The 16,080-nt window shown below is 47.8% G+C and carries 17 protein-coding genes; 8 read left to right on the top strand and 9 right to left on the bottom strand.

The genetic code is table 11. The annotated features are described in order from the left end of the window. Window positions 1-93: 93 nt before the first annotated feature. The gene (locus tag QFZ78_RS22145; protein ID WP_307550749.1) at window positions 94-1,578 is read right to left on the bottom strand and encodes a DHA2 family efflux MFS transporter permease subunit; all 1,485 of its coding nucleotides are present in this window, start codon (window positions 1,576-1,578) and stop codon (window positions 94-96) included. 117 nt (window positions 1,579-1,695) lie between these two features. On the opposite strand from QFZ78_RS22145, the gene QFZ78_RS22140 reads away from it, so the two are divergent. Both QFZ78_RS22140 and QFZ78_RS22135 read left to right on the top strand, forming a co-directional pair. Then, entirely contained in the window at window positions 1,696-2,235 is a 540-nt protein-coding gene (locus QFZ78_RS22140; protein ID WP_307550747.1) for a PadR family transcriptional regulator, read from the top strand. 100 nt (window positions 2,236-2,335) lie between these two features. Beyond that, window positions 2,336-2,974 (top strand): DUF2306 domain-containing protein, encoded by a 639-nt coding sequence (locus QFZ78_RS22135; protein ID WP_307550745.1) that lies wholly within the window; start codon window positions 2,336-2,338, stop codon window positions 2,972-2,974. Window positions 2,975-2,976: 2 nt separating this feature from the next. Here the strand turns inward: QFZ78_RS22135 and QFZ78_RS22130 are convergent, their stop codons facing one another. The 3 genes from QFZ78_RS22130 to QFZ78_RS22120 all read right to left on the bottom strand — a co-directional run bounded on the left by QFZ78_RS22130 (window position 2,977) and on the right by QFZ78_RS22120 (window position 4,529). After that, a complete protein-coding gene (locus tag QFZ78_RS22130) occupies window positions 2,977-3,453 on the bottom strand; it encodes a dihydrofolate reductase (RefSeq protein WP_307550742.1) in 477 nt (158 codons plus the stop codon). Window positions 3,454-3,679: 226 nt separating this feature from the next. Continuing rightward, on the bottom strand, window positions 3,680-4,021 hold the full coding sequence (locus QFZ78_RS22125) for a P-loop NTPase family protein (RefSeq protein WP_307550740.1): 342 nt from the start codon (window positions 4,019-4,021) through the stop codon (window positions 3,680-3,682). Window positions 4,022-4,043: 22 nt separating this feature from the next. Beyond that, on the bottom strand, window positions 4,044-4,529 hold the full coding sequence (locus tag QFZ78_RS22120; protein WP_307550738.1) for a hypothetical protein: 486 nt from the start codon (window positions 4,527-4,529) through the stop codon (window positions 4,044-4,046). Between the two features lie 163 nt (window positions 4,530-4,692). On the opposite strand from QFZ78_RS22120, the gene QFZ78_RS22115 reads away from it, so the two are divergent. The 3 genes from QFZ78_RS22115 to QFZ78_RS22105 all read left to right on the top strand — a co-directional run bounded on the left by QFZ78_RS22115 (window position 4,693) and on the right by QFZ78_RS22105 (window position 8,112). Beyond that, window positions 4,693-6,285: an MDR family MFS transporter gene (locus QFZ78_RS22115; protein ID WP_307550736.1), complete on the top strand. Its 1,593-nt coding sequence runs from the start codon at window positions 4,693-4,695 to the stop codon at window positions 6,283-6,285. Window positions 6,286-6,352: 67 nt separating this feature from the next. Further along, window positions 6,353-7,030: a response regulator transcription factor gene (locus tag QFZ78_RS22110; protein WP_171643870.1), complete on the top strand. Its 678-nt coding sequence runs from the start codon at window positions 6,353-6,355 to the stop codon at window positions 7,028-7,030. Continuing rightward, window positions 7,027-8,112 (top strand): sensor histidine kinase, encoded by a 1,086-nt coding sequence (locus tag QFZ78_RS22105; RefSeq protein WP_307550734.1) that lies wholly within the window; start codon window positions 7,027-7,029, stop codon window positions 8,110-8,112. The genes QFZ78_RS22110 and QFZ78_RS22105 overlap by 4 nt, the downstream gene beginning before the upstream one ends. 733 nt (window positions 8,113-8,845) lie before the next feature. On the opposite strand, the gene QFZ78_RS22100 is transcribed toward QFZ78_RS22105, so the two are convergent. The 4 genes from QFZ78_RS22100 to QFZ78_RS22085 form a co-directional block, all read right to left on the bottom strand. Beyond that, on the bottom strand, window positions 8,846-9,232 hold the full coding sequence (locus tag QFZ78_RS22100) for an MmcQ/YjbR family DNA-binding protein (protein WP_307550732.1): 387 nt from the start codon (window positions 9,230-9,232) through the stop codon (window positions 8,846-8,848). 21 nt (window positions 9,233-9,253) lie between these two features. Further along, on the bottom strand, window positions 9,254-9,637 hold the full coding sequence (locus tag QFZ78_RS22095) for a DUF2500 domain-containing protein (protein WP_307550730.1): 384 nt from the start codon (window positions 9,635-9,637) through the stop codon (window positions 9,254-9,256). 37 nt (window positions 9,638-9,674) lie between these two features. Next, a complete protein-coding gene (locus tag QFZ78_RS22090) occupies window positions 9,675-10,112 on the bottom strand; it encodes a GNAT family N-acetyltransferase (protein ID WP_307550728.1) in 438 nt (145 codons plus the stop codon). A 186-nt stretch (window positions 10,113-10,298) separates the two neighbouring features. After that, complete coding sequence (locus QFZ78_RS22085; RefSeq protein ID WP_307550726.1) at window positions 10,299-11,375, bottom strand: M42 family metallopeptidase; 1,077 nt, start codon at window positions 11,373-11,375, stop codon at window positions 10,299-10,301. 156 nt (window positions 11,376-11,531) lie between these two features. On the opposite strand from QFZ78_RS22085, the gene QFZ78_RS22080 reads away from it, so the two are divergent. Then, on the top strand, window positions 11,532-12,257 hold the full coding sequence (locus QFZ78_RS22080; protein ID WP_307550724.1) for an MBL fold metallo-hydrolase: 726 nt from the start codon (window positions 11,532-11,534) through the stop codon (window positions 12,255-12,257). A gap of 21 nt (window positions 12,258-12,278) precedes the next feature. Then, a complete protein-coding gene (locus QFZ78_RS22075; RefSeq protein WP_307550722.1) occupies window positions 12,279-12,848 on the top strand; it encodes a TetR/AcrR family transcriptional regulator in 570 nt (189 codons plus the stop codon). A gap of 218 nt (window positions 12,849-13,066) precedes the next feature. Here the strand turns inward: QFZ78_RS22075 and QFZ78_RS22070 are convergent, their stop codons facing one another. Further along, window positions 13,067-13,777, bottom strand: coding sequence for a DNA-3-methyladenine glycosylase family protein (locus QFZ78_RS22070; protein WP_307550720.1), 711 nt, complete (start codon window positions 13,775-13,777; stop codon window positions 13,067-13,069). A 165-nt stretch (window positions 13,778-13,942) separates the two neighbouring features. Between QFZ78_RS22070 and QFZ78_RS22065 the strand changes: the two genes are divergently transcribed. Then, window positions 13,943-15,952, top strand: coding sequence for a GTP-binding protein (locus QFZ78_RS22065; protein ID WP_307550718.1), 2,010 nt, complete (start codon window positions 13,943-13,945; stop codon window positions 15,950-15,952). Window positions 15,953-16,080 lie beyond the last annotated feature (128 nt).

Raw genomic sequence — 16,080 nt, 5'->3', positions numbered from 1 at the left:
ACCCCATGTCCGTAACGCTTTTTTTATTGAAATGTACATACAGTAGGTTTTTTCAGTGTGTTGCTAGGCAGACTGTGTCAGCCACAGACCTTCTTATTCAGCTGGTTTGGGTTGAATAACGACGGGAGTCGGAGCAGCAGTAGGCTTCTCTGTAGGCTCAGTCTGTTTGCCAATGAACAAGCTGAGCGGCAGCGCGGCTAGCACGATGAATGTGGCAAGCAAGTAAACATCATTCACACTCATGGTGAATGACTGCATCCCGATCTGTACCTTATCCGACAAGCCGCTGCTGGCCAAATTCTTGGCATGCGTGGCGGTTTGCGTTGTAAGGACAGAAGTGAACAGGGCAATGGCAAAGGAGCCGAACACATTGCGCACCCAGTTGCTGATCGAGGTCGCATGACCGGACAGCGTTCTCGGAATTTGCTCCATCCCAGCATTACTTGAGGGCATGGTTGCAAAGGCGATCCCGAGGTTCCGAACGATCATCCAGAACACGATATAACCGCGAGATACATCGACACTTAGCCAGCTAAGCGTTAATGTTCCTATAGCGATTAATGAAATACCAATAAATATGAGAATACGCGGACCTACAATACTATATAGTTTGCCCACAATTGGCATGCTTAATGCCATCACAAGTGAGGCAGGAAGCAGGATTAAGCCCGTATCAAGCGGCGTCACGTGCTGAATATTTTGCAGAAATATAGGAGTCAAAAAAGTGCCTGAGTACAAACTAATCGTAACAATACTAGAAATAATTAGTGTTAGTGTATAACGTGAATTCGTTAATACGCGAATATTCAGTAGCGGTGTCTCTACGCGCAGCTCTCTCCAAATGAAGAGCAGAAGTACAAGGATACCAAGCGCGAACAAGCCAACAACTTTACCTGACGTCCATCCCCAAGCATGACCTTGAGAGAAAGCGACGAGTAAAGAAAGACTGCTTACGATGACTGTTAATAAGCCAATTAGATCAAACTTTTTCGGTACAGAAAGACGATAGTAAGGAATCAACTTAAATACGAGAACAATGGCAATGACACCGACAGGCACGTTCATAAGGAACAACCAGTGCCAGCTCCAATTTTGCAAAAGCCATCCGGCCAACGTAGGCCCAATAGCAGGAGCCATCATGGCAGACAAGGACCAAAGGGAAATCGCAATCGGCTGTTTTTCCCGCGGTATCACTTGGTACACAATGGTCATAGTCGCCGGCATGATGAGTCCGCTGAAGGCGCCTTGCGCAATGCGGAAGGCAATGAGGGAAGGAGCGTCCCAAGCGACCGCGCATAAAAAGGAAAACACTGTGAAGCCTGCGAGTGCCGTTGCATATAGAAGCTTATAGCTGAACCGCTCTCCCAAATAGCCTGTAATTGGGGCAATCGTTCCGCTAGCGAGCATGAAGCCGGTAATTGTCCATTGAATTTTGCTTAAGTCAGTTTGAAAATGATCACTTAAAATCGGTATCGCAATATTAATTGTACTCATACTCAGGATCGCAACGAACGACCCGAAGAAAATAGCAATCATGATCGGCCAGAAACGCACTTGCTGTAATTCATCCTTGCTCAAAGTAATGCCTCCACTCTATCCATTGATCTTATCTGTAGTATTCTCTATAATTTGAATGAAAATCATCATACTACCAATGCATCTATATGTCAATAATGACATAACAAAGGAGTGGCTATGAATACCCTTTCATATGGCTTACTAAGCCTTTTAACCAGAAATTCCCGAACTGGCTATGAACTAACGCAAAACATTCAGCCATTTTGGCAAGCGAAGCATAGTCAAATCTACCCTCTCCTCGCCCAATTAGAACAGAAGGGGTATGTTGAATTTGTGCATGTTCCTCAGTCGGATAAACCGGATAAAAAGGTCTATTCCTTAACAGATAATGGCAGGGAGGCACTCAAGCAATGGATTGCAGAGCCTACAGATGAGCCCGTTGTAAGGGATGAGTTGGCACTGAAAGTATTCTGTATTGGACTTGTAGACAAAGAACAAGCGCGGAAAGTACTTCATGAGCGTGAGGTATACTACCAGAAGAAGAAAGAGCGGTTCACACAATCTTATGAACGAATTAAACAGGAAGCTGTTAAACCGCTCGAGGAACTAGAGATCCATGATCCGCTATTTGGGCTTTATGTGCTGATTCAGAAAGCAACGCTCAAAGTAGACGCAGACTTGGTATGGTGCGAGTGGATGAAGTCTAAGCTCAAATAAATGTAACGAGTTTAGTTTTATTTAAGGATTAATTTAGAAGGGTTTTAGACCAGGAAGGTAAGATAGCAGAAGGAGTGATGAATATAAACGGGGGCTGTATATGAGTAAAAAGCTAGGGATTTTCTTTGTGATCATTACCATAGGTGTGGCGATTGCCGCGATATTTCCCTACGTCACCTTGAATCCGGCCGATAGCCGAGTAAAGTTAAATACGGCATTTTCCCTACACTATACCGTACTTGTTCTACATATTGGATTCGCGTTCGTTGCGCTCGTTAGTGGTTTATTTCAATTTCATAAGCGCTTCCGCACCAACTATCCGGCATGGCATCGGGCTTTGGGACGCGTGTATGTCATCAGCGTTATGCTGGGCGGTCTCTTGGGACTCGTTATGACCTTTTATATCGAAAGCTTTACAAAGGCCATGGCATTTATTGCGTTGAGTCTACTTTGGCTATTTACAACCTGGAAAGGCTTCCGATACGCGGTCAAAAGGCAATTCGATGAGCATCGTGTATGGATGATTCGCAGCTACGCGGTTACACTCGTCGCCACTTCGGCAAGGTTGATTGTCCCAATCTGTATTTTGCTGTATATCGCTAAGATGGGGTTCCATCTTCCCGCAGGCGGTCGTGAGCAAATGGTCGCTGATATTTTAGAAATAAACATCTGGATCGGTTTACTTATCAATCTCATTGTTGTGGAATGGTTCCTGCTAAAACCTCGGAAAGGTAAGTAGATTCACTTTTTTCTTTCATACGTGTAGTAGGTATACGGAATGGTGCCATCCATTTTCTGATGATAGGTCAGGTCGAAGGCTTCCTTTTCGAATTCAGGGAAATAAATATTACCTTCGATTTCTTGCTCAACAACCGTAAGATACAATTTGTCGGCAGAGGGCAGCGCTTCTTTATAAATTTCTCCACCGCCAGCGATGAAAATTTCTTCCTCGTCTTTCAACAGCTCATAAGCTTCATTCAGCGATTTTACCGTTATACAATTCGTTTCCGTGATTTGTTGAGTTCTAGAAATGATAACGGTTTTCCTTTGGGGCAAAGGCTTGCCAATAGACTCATACGTTTTTCTCCCCATAATGATGGATTTTCCGAGAGTTAGCTCCTTGAAACGCTTTTGCTCACCTGGTATGCGCCATGGAATAATCTCATCCATACCTATCACGCCGTTAATTGATGCTGCTGCTATTAATGAAACGACCACTGAGATAACCCCCATTTTGAAGTTCGCGTAAGTAAGATGTTAGTAGGATATTTTCTTTAAAATCATGCGAATAATATCTTCCGTTTCCAATTCATCCGTCATAATATGATCCTCAAAGACAGGGTCCTTTAACGCGGCTACACACTTGTCCACTTGTTGAAATTGCCATCCCCCCGGCTCATCACCACGGTTGGTTAAACGTCTATGCAGTGTTTCCGCGGAAGCGCTAAGGCAGAAATGAAAGACATCCTTGTCCACACCTCTTGAATCCATCATAGATATAGTCGAAATTTTGGCGTTTATAAATGGTCATCGGCACAATGAGATGCTTGTTGTACATCGATTTCAACTCAGCAGCAGTCTTGACCGTGAGAACTTTCCACAGCTCCATGTCTTGAAAATCATCCGTTCGCTCATGGGCTAATCGCTCCTCTACAGGAACTAGCTTTCTGAGCATATAACCGATTTCTTCTGGATCAAAAATCATGCTGCCTGGAACTAGGGGAAACAGTCCATTGGCGGCTGTCGTCTTTCCTGCTCCGAAAGCTCCGTTGATCATGATAATCATGGCATTTCTCCTTTTGGATAGATCAACCGCCAATTTCCTGAATGACCGTTTGGATCTTCTGCAGCCGGATATACTCGGACTTTTCCAGCTGAGGCCGGAAGTAGGCGTACAGATAGGCAGCGTCATGGAATTCCAGACCGGGGTAGCAAACAACCTCTTGTACGACTTGAGGGTTATCCATAATAACCTGCCACTCGCCTTTGCGGTCTGTTGGGGATATGGTAGATAAGACATGCTTTTTCGCTGCTAAGGTAGCATTCAGTTCTGGCCAAATGCATTCCCACGAGGGGCTGAAAATAACGGGCTCAGGGAACAGACGGCTTGCTTTGGCGATGGTCATCTCAATGCCTTCGATGTCAGTATCCCCGGCTGTTTTGATCGCCTCCGTTATGCCATCTAGCAGTCGGCGAAACCCGGAGTATCCCTCGGAGAAGACTTCATTTTGAAACGCTTTTTCTGCTTCGCCGGTGGGAAGCGTTTTGAGATCTGCATATGTATGATTGGCCATATAGGTATATACCCCCAAACAGTTCCTTTTCCCAAAATGTATCACAAAAATTTTTCCAATAAAAGCCTTTACATAATAAATTGCCCACACTGGTTTAAATTCAGTTTATAAATGTCCCTTATGCTAATTTCATCCGATTGAAATGGCAAAGGAGCGATTAGCAATGAGTAGTGAACCAAAGAAAGTAGCGTGGATTATAGTAGGATTGATGCTCGGAATGCTATTGGGAGCCCTGGATCAGACGATCATCTCGACGGCGATGCCAACCGTTATTCGAGATTTGGGCGGGATTGCGATGTACAGCTGGGTGTTCTCCATCTACATGTTAACCTCGACGACTAGTATGCCCATCTTTGGGAAATTGGCGGATCTGTATGGTAGGAAGCGTATTTACCTCGTAGGGATTGGTATTTTCGTAATTGGCTCTGCGCTATGCGGGCTGGCGACGAACATGACGGAGCTTATCATCTACCGCGGTCTGCAGGGTATTGGCGCCGGTGCATTGATGCCGATCGCAATGACGATTATTGGCGATATTATGCCCGTAGAGAAACGTGGAAAAATGCAAGGTTTGTTCGGCGGTGTAATGGCTTTGTCTAGTATAATTGGGCCAGCGATCGGCGGCTTTATCGTGGAACATTTGAACTGGAGCTGGATTTTCTATGTGAATCTTCCGTTTGGTATCGCAGCAATGGTGATTATCGGTTCAACACTTAAAGAAAGCCGGAACAACGAGAAACGCTCCATAGATTGGTTGGGTGCACTCACATTAAGCGGAGCTATTGTTTCAGGTTTGCTCGGTCTGGTGCTAGGGGGAGATCCGGAGGCAGCAGGAAGCGTGCATTATGCGTGGAGTTCTCCACAAATAATCGGTCTTTTCTCGGCGTGTGCCATTCTTCTAGGTCTGTTCCTCTGGGTTGAAACCAAAGCCAAGGAGCCAATGATCCCCCTGCATTTGTTCAAAAATAAAGTCATTTCCGTCACCAGCATGATTGCCGTCTTGATGAGCGTAGGCATGTTCGGTGCAATTACTTACATTCCTTTATTCGTGCAAGGCGTCATCGGCGTCAGCCCTTCGATTGCTGGATATATCTTGACGCCGCTTATGTTATCCGTTGTGGCATCAGCCATTATGGGCGGAAGGATGTCGAGCAAAGTTTCTTATCGCACCTTAATAGGTACGGGGATGATTCTCATAGGTATCGGATTCACCTTCATGTCGACCATGGATGCAGGTACTTCCAAGCTTCTCATCATCCTCTATATGATCGTGGCTGGGCTAGGAATGGGTCTCATTATGCCCACACTAAACATTGCGGTGCAAGGTGAAGTTGGGGCGACTAGTCGCGGTATCGTAACATCGCTCATTCAGTTTTTTCGTTCTATTGGGGCAACGGTAGGGGTGAGCATCATGGGGGTCATGATGACGAATCGAATGGCAGAAGGCCTTTCTGGTATGGGCGAAAAGTTCCGCCAAATCCCTGCGGAGCAGCTGGGGCAATTCGCCAATCCACAGCTGCTGCTTGATGCGAATGCGCGAGCGAAGCTGCCTGCAGACATTTTGGCAGAGCTGCAGCAGGTATTTGTTCATGGCTTGAGCGGCATATTCTTGGTAGGGAGTCTCATTGTTTTTGCCGGAGTCATCATCACTTTCTTCTTAGGTAAGGCAAGGATGCTGCCGCAAGTGACAAATCCCATCGATAACGATGTACGACCGAATAAAGACTCGGTGCTGCAGCAATCTGAATTCGTCTAAACCCGTTTGCTGTTGTATGCTAGAAAGAATAAATAAAGAAGATTTCCAAAAGCGAGGCTAGATGCAAATGGCACCTATTATGATCGTAGATGATGATCCTTATATACGCGAGCTGGTCCGCGTCTTCATGCTGAAAGAAGGCTTCGATGTCATCGAAGCCTCTGACGGCGCTGATGCGCTTAAACAACTCGAAACCGTCCAAGTCGACATGGTGATCATGGATATCATGATGCCGAATATGGACGGGTGGGAGCTGTGCAAAGAGCTCAGGGAGCATTACGATATCCCTCTGCTCATGCTCACCGCCAAAGGTGAAACCTCGCAGAAGGTCAAAGGCTTCGAGCTTGGCACCGACGATTACCTCGTCAAGCCATTCGAGCCTGTGGAACTGGCAATGCGAGTGAAAGCGCTGCTGAAGCGTTACAAAATTGCTTCTTCCCAAACGGTTCAGGTCGGAGACCTGAGCATGAACCGCAAAACCTACGAAGTAACCGTTGGCTCCGAGAGCGTCACCTTACCGCTTAAAGAATTCGAGCTGCTCTATAAGTTGGCGAGCTACCCGGGCAAAACCTTCTCGCGTGATCAGTTGATCGAGCAGATTTGGGGCTTCGATTACGAAGGTAACGAACGTACCGTAGATGTTCACATTAATCGATTGCGCGAGCGGTTTCCCGAGGAGCGGCATGCTTTTCGGATCGCAACAATTCGTGGGTTAGGTTACCGGATGGAGGTGCTGCGAACATGAGAATGAAGAAGCGAAAGAGGTTAGTGAAGAGCAAAATGACAAAAACTCAGCGAGTACGTGGCTTTTTGTCTGCTGTAAGCATTTTTGTGCTTATTATTCTTTATTGGTTGGCAGTCTTTTACGGAACAGAATGGCTATATACATCTATAAACAAGCGCCCTTCCGAGGTTGTTGTCCAATTGATCAACTCGCTCGGTGGCATGTTTCTTTGGGGAATAACCATGGTCTTCCTAGGCAGGCTTCTCCGCAGTAAGCAAATGCTCTTCTTTCAAACGATGGTTCAGGCGATTCAAAGTATGTCGAGAGGGGATTTTAACGTGTCCGTTGATAATAATCCACATGGTGGTCCTTTCGTGGAGCTGGTGGATTCGATCAACAACATGGCCGTTGAATTAGGGCAGTTAGAGAAAATGAGGCAGGAATTCATCTCCAACGTATCCCACGAAATACAGTCGCCCTTGACCTCAATTAGCGGCTTCTCCCGCGCTCTACAGAATGACCAGATTACAGCTGCGGAGCGTAAGCATTATCTAGAAATCATTGAAGCTGAGAGTACACGGCTATCCAAACTTAGCGATAACTTACTGAAGCTATCTTCGTTAGAATCGCAACACCACCCATTTGAGCCGAAAAGTTATCGATTGGATAAGCAAATTCGCAATCATATTCTGGCCTGCGAACCGCAGTGGGTGGATAAAGACATAGAGATGGATGTTGAACTAGAGGAGATTACACTGATTGCTGACGAAGACCTGCTGAGCCAGGTATGGACCAATCTGATTCATAACGCAATCAAATTCACGCCTAATGGCGGAACGATCGGCGTTCATCTCACAAGCAGCGGGGAAAAAGCGATTATCCGAATTTCGAATAATGGGGCGGGCATTTCGGAGGAGGATCGAGCGCATATTTTTGAACGGTTTTATAAAGCAGATAAATCCAGAAATCGAACGTCTGGCGGTAATGGACTTGGCCTATCTATCGTGAAGAAAATTACCGAAATGCATCAGGGAACTATTTCCGTAGTCAGTGCGCCGGAAAAGAAGACCATATTTACGGTTCAGCTCCCTTTGCCAAAGTAAGGAGTGAACGCAAATAGAGACCCCCGCTTATCTAAGATAACCGGAGGTCCCTAAGGATCAATAAAGGTATTCAATTGTACCTACACAACTCCATTCAATCAACTAACGTTGCAAATTACGACTTTACTTACGAACGGATCCTTTCCTCGAATAAACGCTATTCACATTTACCGTGTTGGATTCCCACATGCCCGATGAACGAAGTTCGTTCCCGCACCTTTTCTTCCGTCGTTTGAAGTAAAAGTGGGCATGTTTCGCTAACGTGGTCCATTGGACTATCCCCTTCCTAAGTTGAGAATATCCTGGCTCCTATCAGGGTGCCGTACCGTCTGTGCGGCTTGTCCTTCAAGTGGGCCTGCTCTTATAATAGCCCATTATTAAAATATTGTAAATATTCAGATTATTCGATAAAATCCAATTTTTGCCGACAAATTCAGGTTATTCGTTGAATTCCTTCCGTATACTTTATTTTTAGGCGAAATCCTGATTTCTTGTTTATGGCCTTTAAGTGAAACGGTAAATCCAGGTCGGAGCTCAATTTGTGAGTGTGGATGTCGCGAGCTCTACCAAGCTGTCTTCCATAACCTTTTCTTCCAACCGCAACATGATCCAACTAACGCCATTCCTATCTACTCGGCTCACTAGCTAGAGATCTGGGCTACTTGGGGAGTCACTTTGTGCACTAGACGCTGAAAAACCGGGTTAATGGCAAGAAGCAACCCGAAACATGCAGCTATTTCCGAGTTGCTTGCAGCTGGCTGAGAAGTTTTTTCGGAGCTGTCCGGGCATATCCTTCCATTATCAGATCTTCAATTTCCTTCCAAGGAACCTTGTCTGTATCTAGAATTGAAACCCATCCATGCTGTCCAATGTAGGGCGTTTTGTGGTAGGGAGTACCCTCTTGATGAAGGAGGAACTCTTGTGTTGTCATGTTCGTTTTAATAGCTGTAGATGGTTGACCATCCGTCTCGCCCATCATCACGAAGGGTTTATCCTTCACACGGAAGGTGATATGACCGAAGCCATCTACCTTTTCTTCTGCTTCCGGCAGTTCCATGCAGAAAGCCCTAACTTTGGCGACCAATTCTAAGCCTTTGATGCTTACAAACTGATGTGTCATATGAAGCGCTCCTTATGATTGTTATAGTAGAGGACGAGAGAATTCCTTGAACCTTGTGCCTTGATACATTAATGTTCCCTGGTCACCCTCTACGATATAACCAAACTGTTCCCGTCCCACCCTTAACTCGAGTCTACTTCGATCTTCGAATTCAAAGGTGGCATAATAACTCGTACTTGCACTTGAATCTCCGGAGCCACCGCTGACATGCATTCTTTTGGCTACGACCTTACAGTTCTGGCTTTGGATGGGGGAGGCATTATTGGATGACCATGTCATAAGTGATTTAATAATCAAAATGATAAAAGTGCCAATGACGAGAACGAATACACTTATAAAGATTATTAGAAAAAGATTTCCGCCGCTCCCACCAGGAAAAGGCCCCATGTTAAACCCAGATGACATGTCTTTCACTCCTTAGTGTAAGCATATTCCTGATTTTCTAGAGAAATCGTTTAACGAATCGGTAACCCGTTTCATGAAAGCCTAATGGCTCATTGGCTGCCCGTGACTCATCGTTCTTCTCTGATCCAGTGATCCACCACATACCGGAGCAGGCATGCGTACTGGTTAGCTGCTCGGCATAGCTTTTTAATTTATCTGCTGCTGCTTGGCGGCTCTTCGTTTCATCCATAGAAATGACGGATATTTCACTGAATTTCAAAATCTTATCGGCACCATGGCGAATCCGAAAGCCTAATGTACCGAGAATTTGATTCTTCTCCTCATACACATAGAGGGCTTCATCCGGGTTCTCACGCATAAAATGCAGCCTATTTTCAATATGTAAAGGTGAAATGGCCTTGCCGGTACGCTCTGAAACAAACCGGCTAATTTGTTTAGTATCTTGGGATGTAGCCTCACGAATGGTATACGTCATAGTCGTCCTTCTTTCTATAATCCAATGATTCTGCTAATTATACCATATATTGGAACATAAGTTCTATATTTACTTGAAATGAAAGTAGCGATGAAACAAAACAAAAAAAGTGGTTGAGCAGGAAATACATTCTGCTCAACCACTTTTCGTGCTAACACTTAATTGGAAAGGTAATAAAGAATGCGATTACGCTTGTGCGTGGATCGTATTCAATGTTGTGCGATCGCTCGCTTGCACGAGCTTGATCAGAAGTTCCTTCGCGGCGGCATAGTCATCCACGTGAAGAATGGACGCGGATGTATGAATATAGCGCGCGCAAACACCGATGACGGCAGAGGGAATGCCGCTGCCTTGCACGTGCACCAGTCCGGCGTCTGTTCCGCCCGCCGAGATGAAGTACTGATACGGAATCTTATGCGTCTCCGCCGTATCGAGAATGAATTCGACCATCCCACGGTGGGTGATCATCGTGGGATCAAAGATACGCAGCAGCGCACCGCGCCCTAGCTGCCCAAAGGCATTGCGGTCGCCGGTCATATCCCCGGCGGCGCTGGCATCCAGCGCGTAGAACAAGTCCGGCTGGATGAGATGCGCAGCCGTGCGTCCGCCGCGCACGCCAACTTCTTCCTGTACGGTTGCACCGGCGTACAGGACATTCGGGAGCTTCGGCCCGCCGTGAAGCTCCTTCATCAGCTCAATCGCCAGGCCGACGCCGTAGCGATTGTCCCAAGCCTTGGCCATAATCCGTTTCGGATTGGCCAGGGGTGTGAACGGGCAGATGGGAACAATCTGCTGCCCGAGACGAACGCCGATGCGCTGCGCATCGGCTTTATCTTCAGCGCCGATGTCAACATACATCGTCTTGATGTCTGCAGGCTTGCTGCGTGCCGCTTCGTCCAGCAAGTGCACGGGCACCGAGCCGATCACGCCGATGATCGGCCCTTGATCCGTCATAATCTGCACGCGCTGCGCGGGCAGTACTTGACTGAACCAGCCACCGAGAGGCTGGAACTTGATCGTGCCATGCTCCGTGATGCCGCTAACAAGGAAGCCGACCTCGTCGAAATGGCCGGCCACCATGATCTTAGGGCCTGTTTCATCGCCGCGCAGGATACCGAACAAGCTGCCGAGTCCATCCTGTACGAACTCGTCTGTATATTTCTCCAATTCACCGCGAACAAACTTGCGGATTTCTCGTTCGAAACCGGGCGCTGCTTGCATTTCCGTCAGCGTCCGAAAAAGCTCTAACGTTTCTGTATTCATGTGGGGTTCCTCACTTTATCGAAATAGGCTTTGGTGCAAATATGAGATCTATTTTACCATAATGCAGAAAAAAATGGATTTAAGGCAATTCTCTATTTACAAAACTAATGTCATTAGTTATTATACTAATATAAATAGTAAACGGGAGGCGTTATTATGAAAATGACACGAATCGGTTCTTTGTATCAACTGGCTTTTATGCCGAGATTTTTTCCGGTGAATTGTTATTTAGTGGAGGAAGAGAATGAATTAACGCTTATTGATGCGGCGCTGCCGTTCAGTGTCAAAGGCATTCTTCAAGCAGCAGAACAGATTGGAAAGCCGATCACTCGCATCGTCCTTACACATGCACATGGAGACCATATTGGGGCACTTGACGGTTTGAAAAAGGTGCTGCCGAATGTTAAGGTCTATATCTCAAGAAGAGATGCCAAACTGCTGGCGGGCAGCAAAGAATTAGAAGCTGGCGAACCGAATTCGCCGATTAAGGGAGATGTTCCTAAGTCTGTACAGACGAAGCCGGATGTACTGCTGGAGGATGGCGACCGCGTAGGATCGCTGCAAGCTGTATCAGCTCCTGGGCATACGCCAGGGATGATGGCTTTCCTAGATGTGCGCAGTCGGGCGTTGATTGCTGGGGACGCTTTTCAAGTTCGTGGCGGTGCAGCGGTCTCGGGCGTTATGAAATTCTGGTTTCCGTTCCCAGCGATGGCGACTTGGAATAAAGAAGTGTCGTTGGAGAGTGCACGCAAGCTGAGACAGCTAGAGCCAAGCGTTCTGGCCGTCGGACACGGACGGATGATTGAGCAGCCGATCCCTACTATGGATCGTATTTTGGAAGAAGCAGCTAAAAAGTTTCATACAGATGCAGCAACAATTTAGAGACAGAGAAGAGGAACTTTCGTGGCATACCGACAGGGGTTAGACGCAGAGACTGTGCTCCAAGCAGCAATTGAAATGGCCGATTTACAAGGTGTTGAGCAGCTGACACTCGCTACATTAGCAGCTAAATTGAACGTAAAAACACCGTCACTATACAATCATATCAAAGGCTTGCCTGACCTTAGAAAGCAGCTTTCAAGGCGAGGTCTCGTACTCATTAAAGAAGCGATGGTAGAAGCTGCTATCGGCAAATCTGAAGATGACGCGCTTCTGGCAGCAGGCTTCGCTTACGTCATATTCGCTAGGAAGCAGCCGGGGTTATACGAGGCCATCTCCTCATTGCCTGACTACGAGGATCCTGAGTTGAAGGAAGCTGGCAGCCAAGTTGTGCTCTTCCTACTGCGCATTTTAGCGCCTTATGGACTAAGTGAAGAAGATGCACTGCACGTAGTACGAGGATTTCGGAGCATGGTGCATGGCTTTGCCTCACTCGAGCATAGAAATGGCTTCCGAATGGAGCTGGAAAGAGACGAGAGTCTGCGGCGTATGCTTCAAACATACTTAAGAGGATTACGAATGGCAGTGAAATGAGAATAAGCGTGAGGAGCCTTGATGGCTTCTTACGCTTTTTTAGATTAGGTTTTGGAATAAGGGATTAGTGAGGATTTTCCCCTTTTTAACTTGGTTAGCTATGTATTTTTCTTTGCTGAATGATTTTAGCGTCGTTCAGCAGATTCGTGAAGGTAGATGGGCTAACGTAGTTGCCAAAGTCTTTATACAACATCATTCGATTGAGAATGTGAATTCATTCATAAGTTGGGTTTCGTGCAAGCCTCCACCTGTAGGCCTGAGTCCACAAAGCCCATATCAATCGCACGCCATAAATATAACGAGGCAAAGCTGCGATGAGGTGCCCAGTTTGGTGCGATTTCGCCTAAATAGTTACCGTCCTTGCGATCGGCAAGGGTATGCAGCCATTTGGTCGCACGTTGGAGGCCGGCGTCACCAATTGACATAACATCGGGTCTGCCTAATGTGAAAATGAGGAACATTTCCGCCGTCCAGGCGCCGATGCCTTTGACACTTGTGAGCTGTTTGAGCAGCTCTGTGTTATCTAAATCTTGCAGATTGTCGAGTGCCACCTCGCCGGTTATCACCTTTGTGCTGAGGTCCCGGATGTAACGGATTTTGGGATAGGAGACCCCGCATTGTCTAATAGCCTCCTCTTCCACAGCGAGCACAAGCTCAGGTGTGACGTTCGGTATGATAAGCTTCACTCTGGCTTTAATCGTTGCTGCCGCTTTTGCAGAGAGTTGTTGGGAAATAATCGACATTACGAGCGACTCAAATGGCTTGTAGCTGGGCGTGAGTGTAAGGTCACCGATCAGTTCAATGAGACTAGCTAGCTTGCTGTCTGCTTGGGACAAGGCTTTTATCGCAGGATGCATTTTATTCAATAGTATGGTAGTTACCTCAGGTTGGATAGACTTGCTTGACTCCTCGAATTCCGTAGTTTCCATGGCGTGAAAACCTCCTTAGGTTCAGTATTTCCATCATAATAGCCAACAGTCTTCAGGTATAGTAAAATTTGTAAAAAGTTTATTGGTAACAGGCAAGCTTACTCAATTGTACGCACTTTTAGTATAATAAAAGTAAGATAGTGATAGAAAGGGATTCGAGCTCTGATGAGGGATGATAATCAAGCAAAATCCAGAAGAAATGTGGGCATTTTTGCGCACGTGGATGCGGGTAAGACGACAACGACAGAGCATATTCTTTATCATAGCGGGCGAATTCGTGCGCTTGGTAGTGTAGATAACGGGACTGCGCAGACCGATTCTATGGATGTGGAAAGAGAGCGGGGGATTTCGGTTCGCAGCGCAACGACCTCTTTTTCATGGAAGGATACATTGATTAATCTTGTAGATACGCCGGGGCACGTCGATTTCTTGTCAGAGGTGGAGCGTTCACTTCGGGTGATGGACGGGGCTATTCTTATTGTTTCAGCGGTAGAAGGCGTACAGTCACAGACCGAAATGATCTGGCATACGCTGCAATCCCTCAAGATACCAACTTTGCTGTATATGAATAAAATGGACCGTGTTGGCGCGGATCCCGAGCGCGTACTGCGCGACATTCACAAGCAGCTCACGGAGATGGCGGTGCCGATCCATGCACCGCTTGGTCGAGAGGACACGTTCCGCGGTGCGGTGAACGTGTTGGTGGATGGTGCGACGGATGCGGACGCCGCGGATGGGGTACGCGGATTCGACTTGGCATCCGCGGTGGAGAAGCTATCGGAGCTAGACGAGCGGATGCTCACGAGCTACATTGAAGGCACGCCGATCGAGGCGCGCGAGGTGAAAGCAACCCTGCAGCGGTATGCGCGGCAGGGGGAGGTTTTTCCTTTGCTGGTGGGCGCCTCCAGCAAGGGGCTCGGTATCAAGGAGCTGATGGAAGCGATCCTTGATTATTTGCCTGGGCCGAGCGGCTCTGCGGAGCAGCCGCTTTCGGCCGTGGTGTTCAAGGTCGAGCGGGACAAGACCATGGGGAGAATGGCGTACGTCCGCCTCTACGAGGGGACGATCCGCAACCGGGACACCGTCGTCAATGTCACGCAGGGCGTGGAGGAGAAGGTGACCCAGATTCGCAAAATCGACGGCCGTAAAGCCGAAGATATCGGGTTTGTCACGGCCGGCGATATTGCAGCCGTCTGCGGCTTAACGCAGGTGCGGATCGGCGATGTGCTGGGTCGGGCAGATAGCGTGCCGCCTGCTCCGCAGATGGCGGTTCCGCTCTTGACCGTACAGGTTCACGCCGAAAGCGAGGCGCAGTACCCGGCGCTCGTCGCAGCGCTGCAGGAACTGACGGACGAGGATCCGCTGCTCGATCTGCAGTGGCTGCAGGAGGAACGTGAGCTGCATATGAAAGTCATGGGCGCGATTCAGCTCGAGATTCTCACGAGTCTCTTGAATTCGCGCTTTGGGCTCCAAGTAAAGTTCGACCAACCTTCCGTGATCTACAAAGAAACGCCTTCGCAAGTGGGCGAAGGCTTCATTGCCTATACGATGCCCAAGCCGTGCTGGGCGATCTTACGCTTTCGCATCGAGCCTGGGGCGCCAGGCAGCGGGCTCGTGTATGAGTCGCTGGTACGCGGCGAGCATCTGCTCGTGCAGTACCAGAACGAGGTGGAGCGCCGCGTGCCGGAGGCACTCCAGCAAGGGCTGCTCGCTTGGGAAGTCACCGACTTGAAGGTGACGCTTGTCGAGGGTGAGCATCACGTGTGGCACACTCACCCGCTCGACTTTGCTGTCGCTACGCCGATGGGCATCATGCAAGGCCTTGCGCAGACTGGCACGACGCTGCTCGAACCGCTGCTGCAGGTTCGCATTACCGTGCCTGAAGAGTTCGGCGGCAAGGTGCTCAGCGACCTTGTGCAGATGAGAGCGGCTTTTGATCCGCCGCAAATTACAGGAGGCAGATTTGTAGTCGAGGGTCGTCTGCCTGTCGCTACGTCACTGGAATATCCAGTGAAGCTGAGTGCAATGTCAGGCGGACGAGGTGTGATAACTTCCTCTTTCTCAGGCTATCAGCCAAGTCCGCCGGACGTTCATGCGGAGCGTAAGCGGCGTGGGGTCAATCCGCTGGATCAGTCGAAGTATATTTTAGCCGTACGTAAGGCCCTGTCGACCTAAGGTAGCTGGATGATCATTGTCATTGACATGATGTACTCACCTCAGTACAATGAAGGTAAGTTAATAACATGTGACGGAGACAGGAGACTCACTTGGATTGCCCATTGAATATCATTGGCAATACTTGG

Source organism: Paenibacillus sp. V4I5 (genome assembly GCF_030817255.1).
Lineage (GTDB): Bacteria > Bacillota > Bacilli > Paenibacillales > NBRC-103111 > Paenibacillus_E.
Note: the sequence above shows the minus strand (reverse complement) of the source record. Positions and strands in the feature narration are given on the sequence as shown.

What these genes read in the sequence shown, in the direction of transcription:
- QFZ78_RS22140 (WP_307550747.1), top strand. Translation starts at nt 1,696, where the DNA reads ATGAATACCCTTTCATATGGCTTACTAAGCCTTTTAACCAGAAATTCC.
- QFZ78_RS22135 (WP_307550745.1), top strand. Translation starts at nt 2,336, where the DNA reads ATGAGTAAAAAGCTAGGGATTTTCTTTGTGATCATTACCATAGGTGTG.
- QFZ78_RS22125 (WP_307550740.1), bottom strand. Translation starts at nt 4,021, where the DNA reads ATGATTATCATGATCAACGGAGCTTTCGGAGCAGGAAAGACGACAGCC.
- QFZ78_RS22120 (WP_307550738.1), bottom strand. Translation starts at nt 4,529, where the DNA reads ATGGCCAATCATACATATGCAGATCTCAAAACGCTTCCCACCGGCGAA.
- QFZ78_RS22115 (WP_307550736.1), top strand. Translation starts at nt 4,693, where the DNA reads ATGAGTAGTGAACCAAAGAAAGTAGCGTGGATTATAGTAGGATTGATG.
- QFZ78_RS22110 (WP_171643870.1), top strand. Translation starts at nt 6,353, where the DNA reads ATGGCACCTATTATGATCGTAGATGATGATCCTTATATACGCGAGCTG.
- QFZ78_RS22105 (WP_307550734.1), top strand. Translation starts at nt 7,027, where the DNA reads ATGAGAATGAAGAAGCGAAAGAGGTTAGTGAAGAGCAAAATGACAAAA.
- QFZ78_RS22100 (WP_307550732.1), bottom strand. Translation starts at nt 9,232, where the DNA reads ATGACACATCAGTTTGTAAGCATCAAAGGCTTAGAATTGGTCGCCAAA.
- QFZ78_RS22095 (WP_307550730.1), bottom strand. Translation starts at nt 9,637, where the DNA reads ATGTCATCTGGGTTTAACATGGGGCCTTTTCCTGGTGGGAGCGGCGGA.
- QFZ78_RS22090 (WP_307550728.1), bottom strand. Translation starts at nt 10,112, where the DNA reads ATGACGTATACCATTCGTGAGGCTACATCCCAAGATACTAAACAAATT.
- QFZ78_RS22085 (WP_307550726.1), bottom strand. Translation starts at nt 11,375, where the DNA reads ATGAATACAGAAACGTTAGAGCTTTTTCGGACGCTGACGGAAATGCAA.
- QFZ78_RS22080 (WP_307550724.1), top strand. Translation starts at nt 11,532, where the DNA reads ATGAAAATGACACGAATCGGTTCTTTGTATCAACTGGCTTTTATGCCG.
- QFZ78_RS22070 (WP_307550720.1), bottom strand. Translation starts at nt 13,777, where the DNA reads ATGGAAACTACGGAATTCGAGGAGTCAAGCAAGTCTATCCAACCTGAG.
- QFZ78_RS22065 (WP_307550718.1), top strand. Translation starts at nt 13,943, where the DNA reads ATGAGGGATGATAATCAAGCAAAATCCAGAAGAAATGTGGGCATTTTT.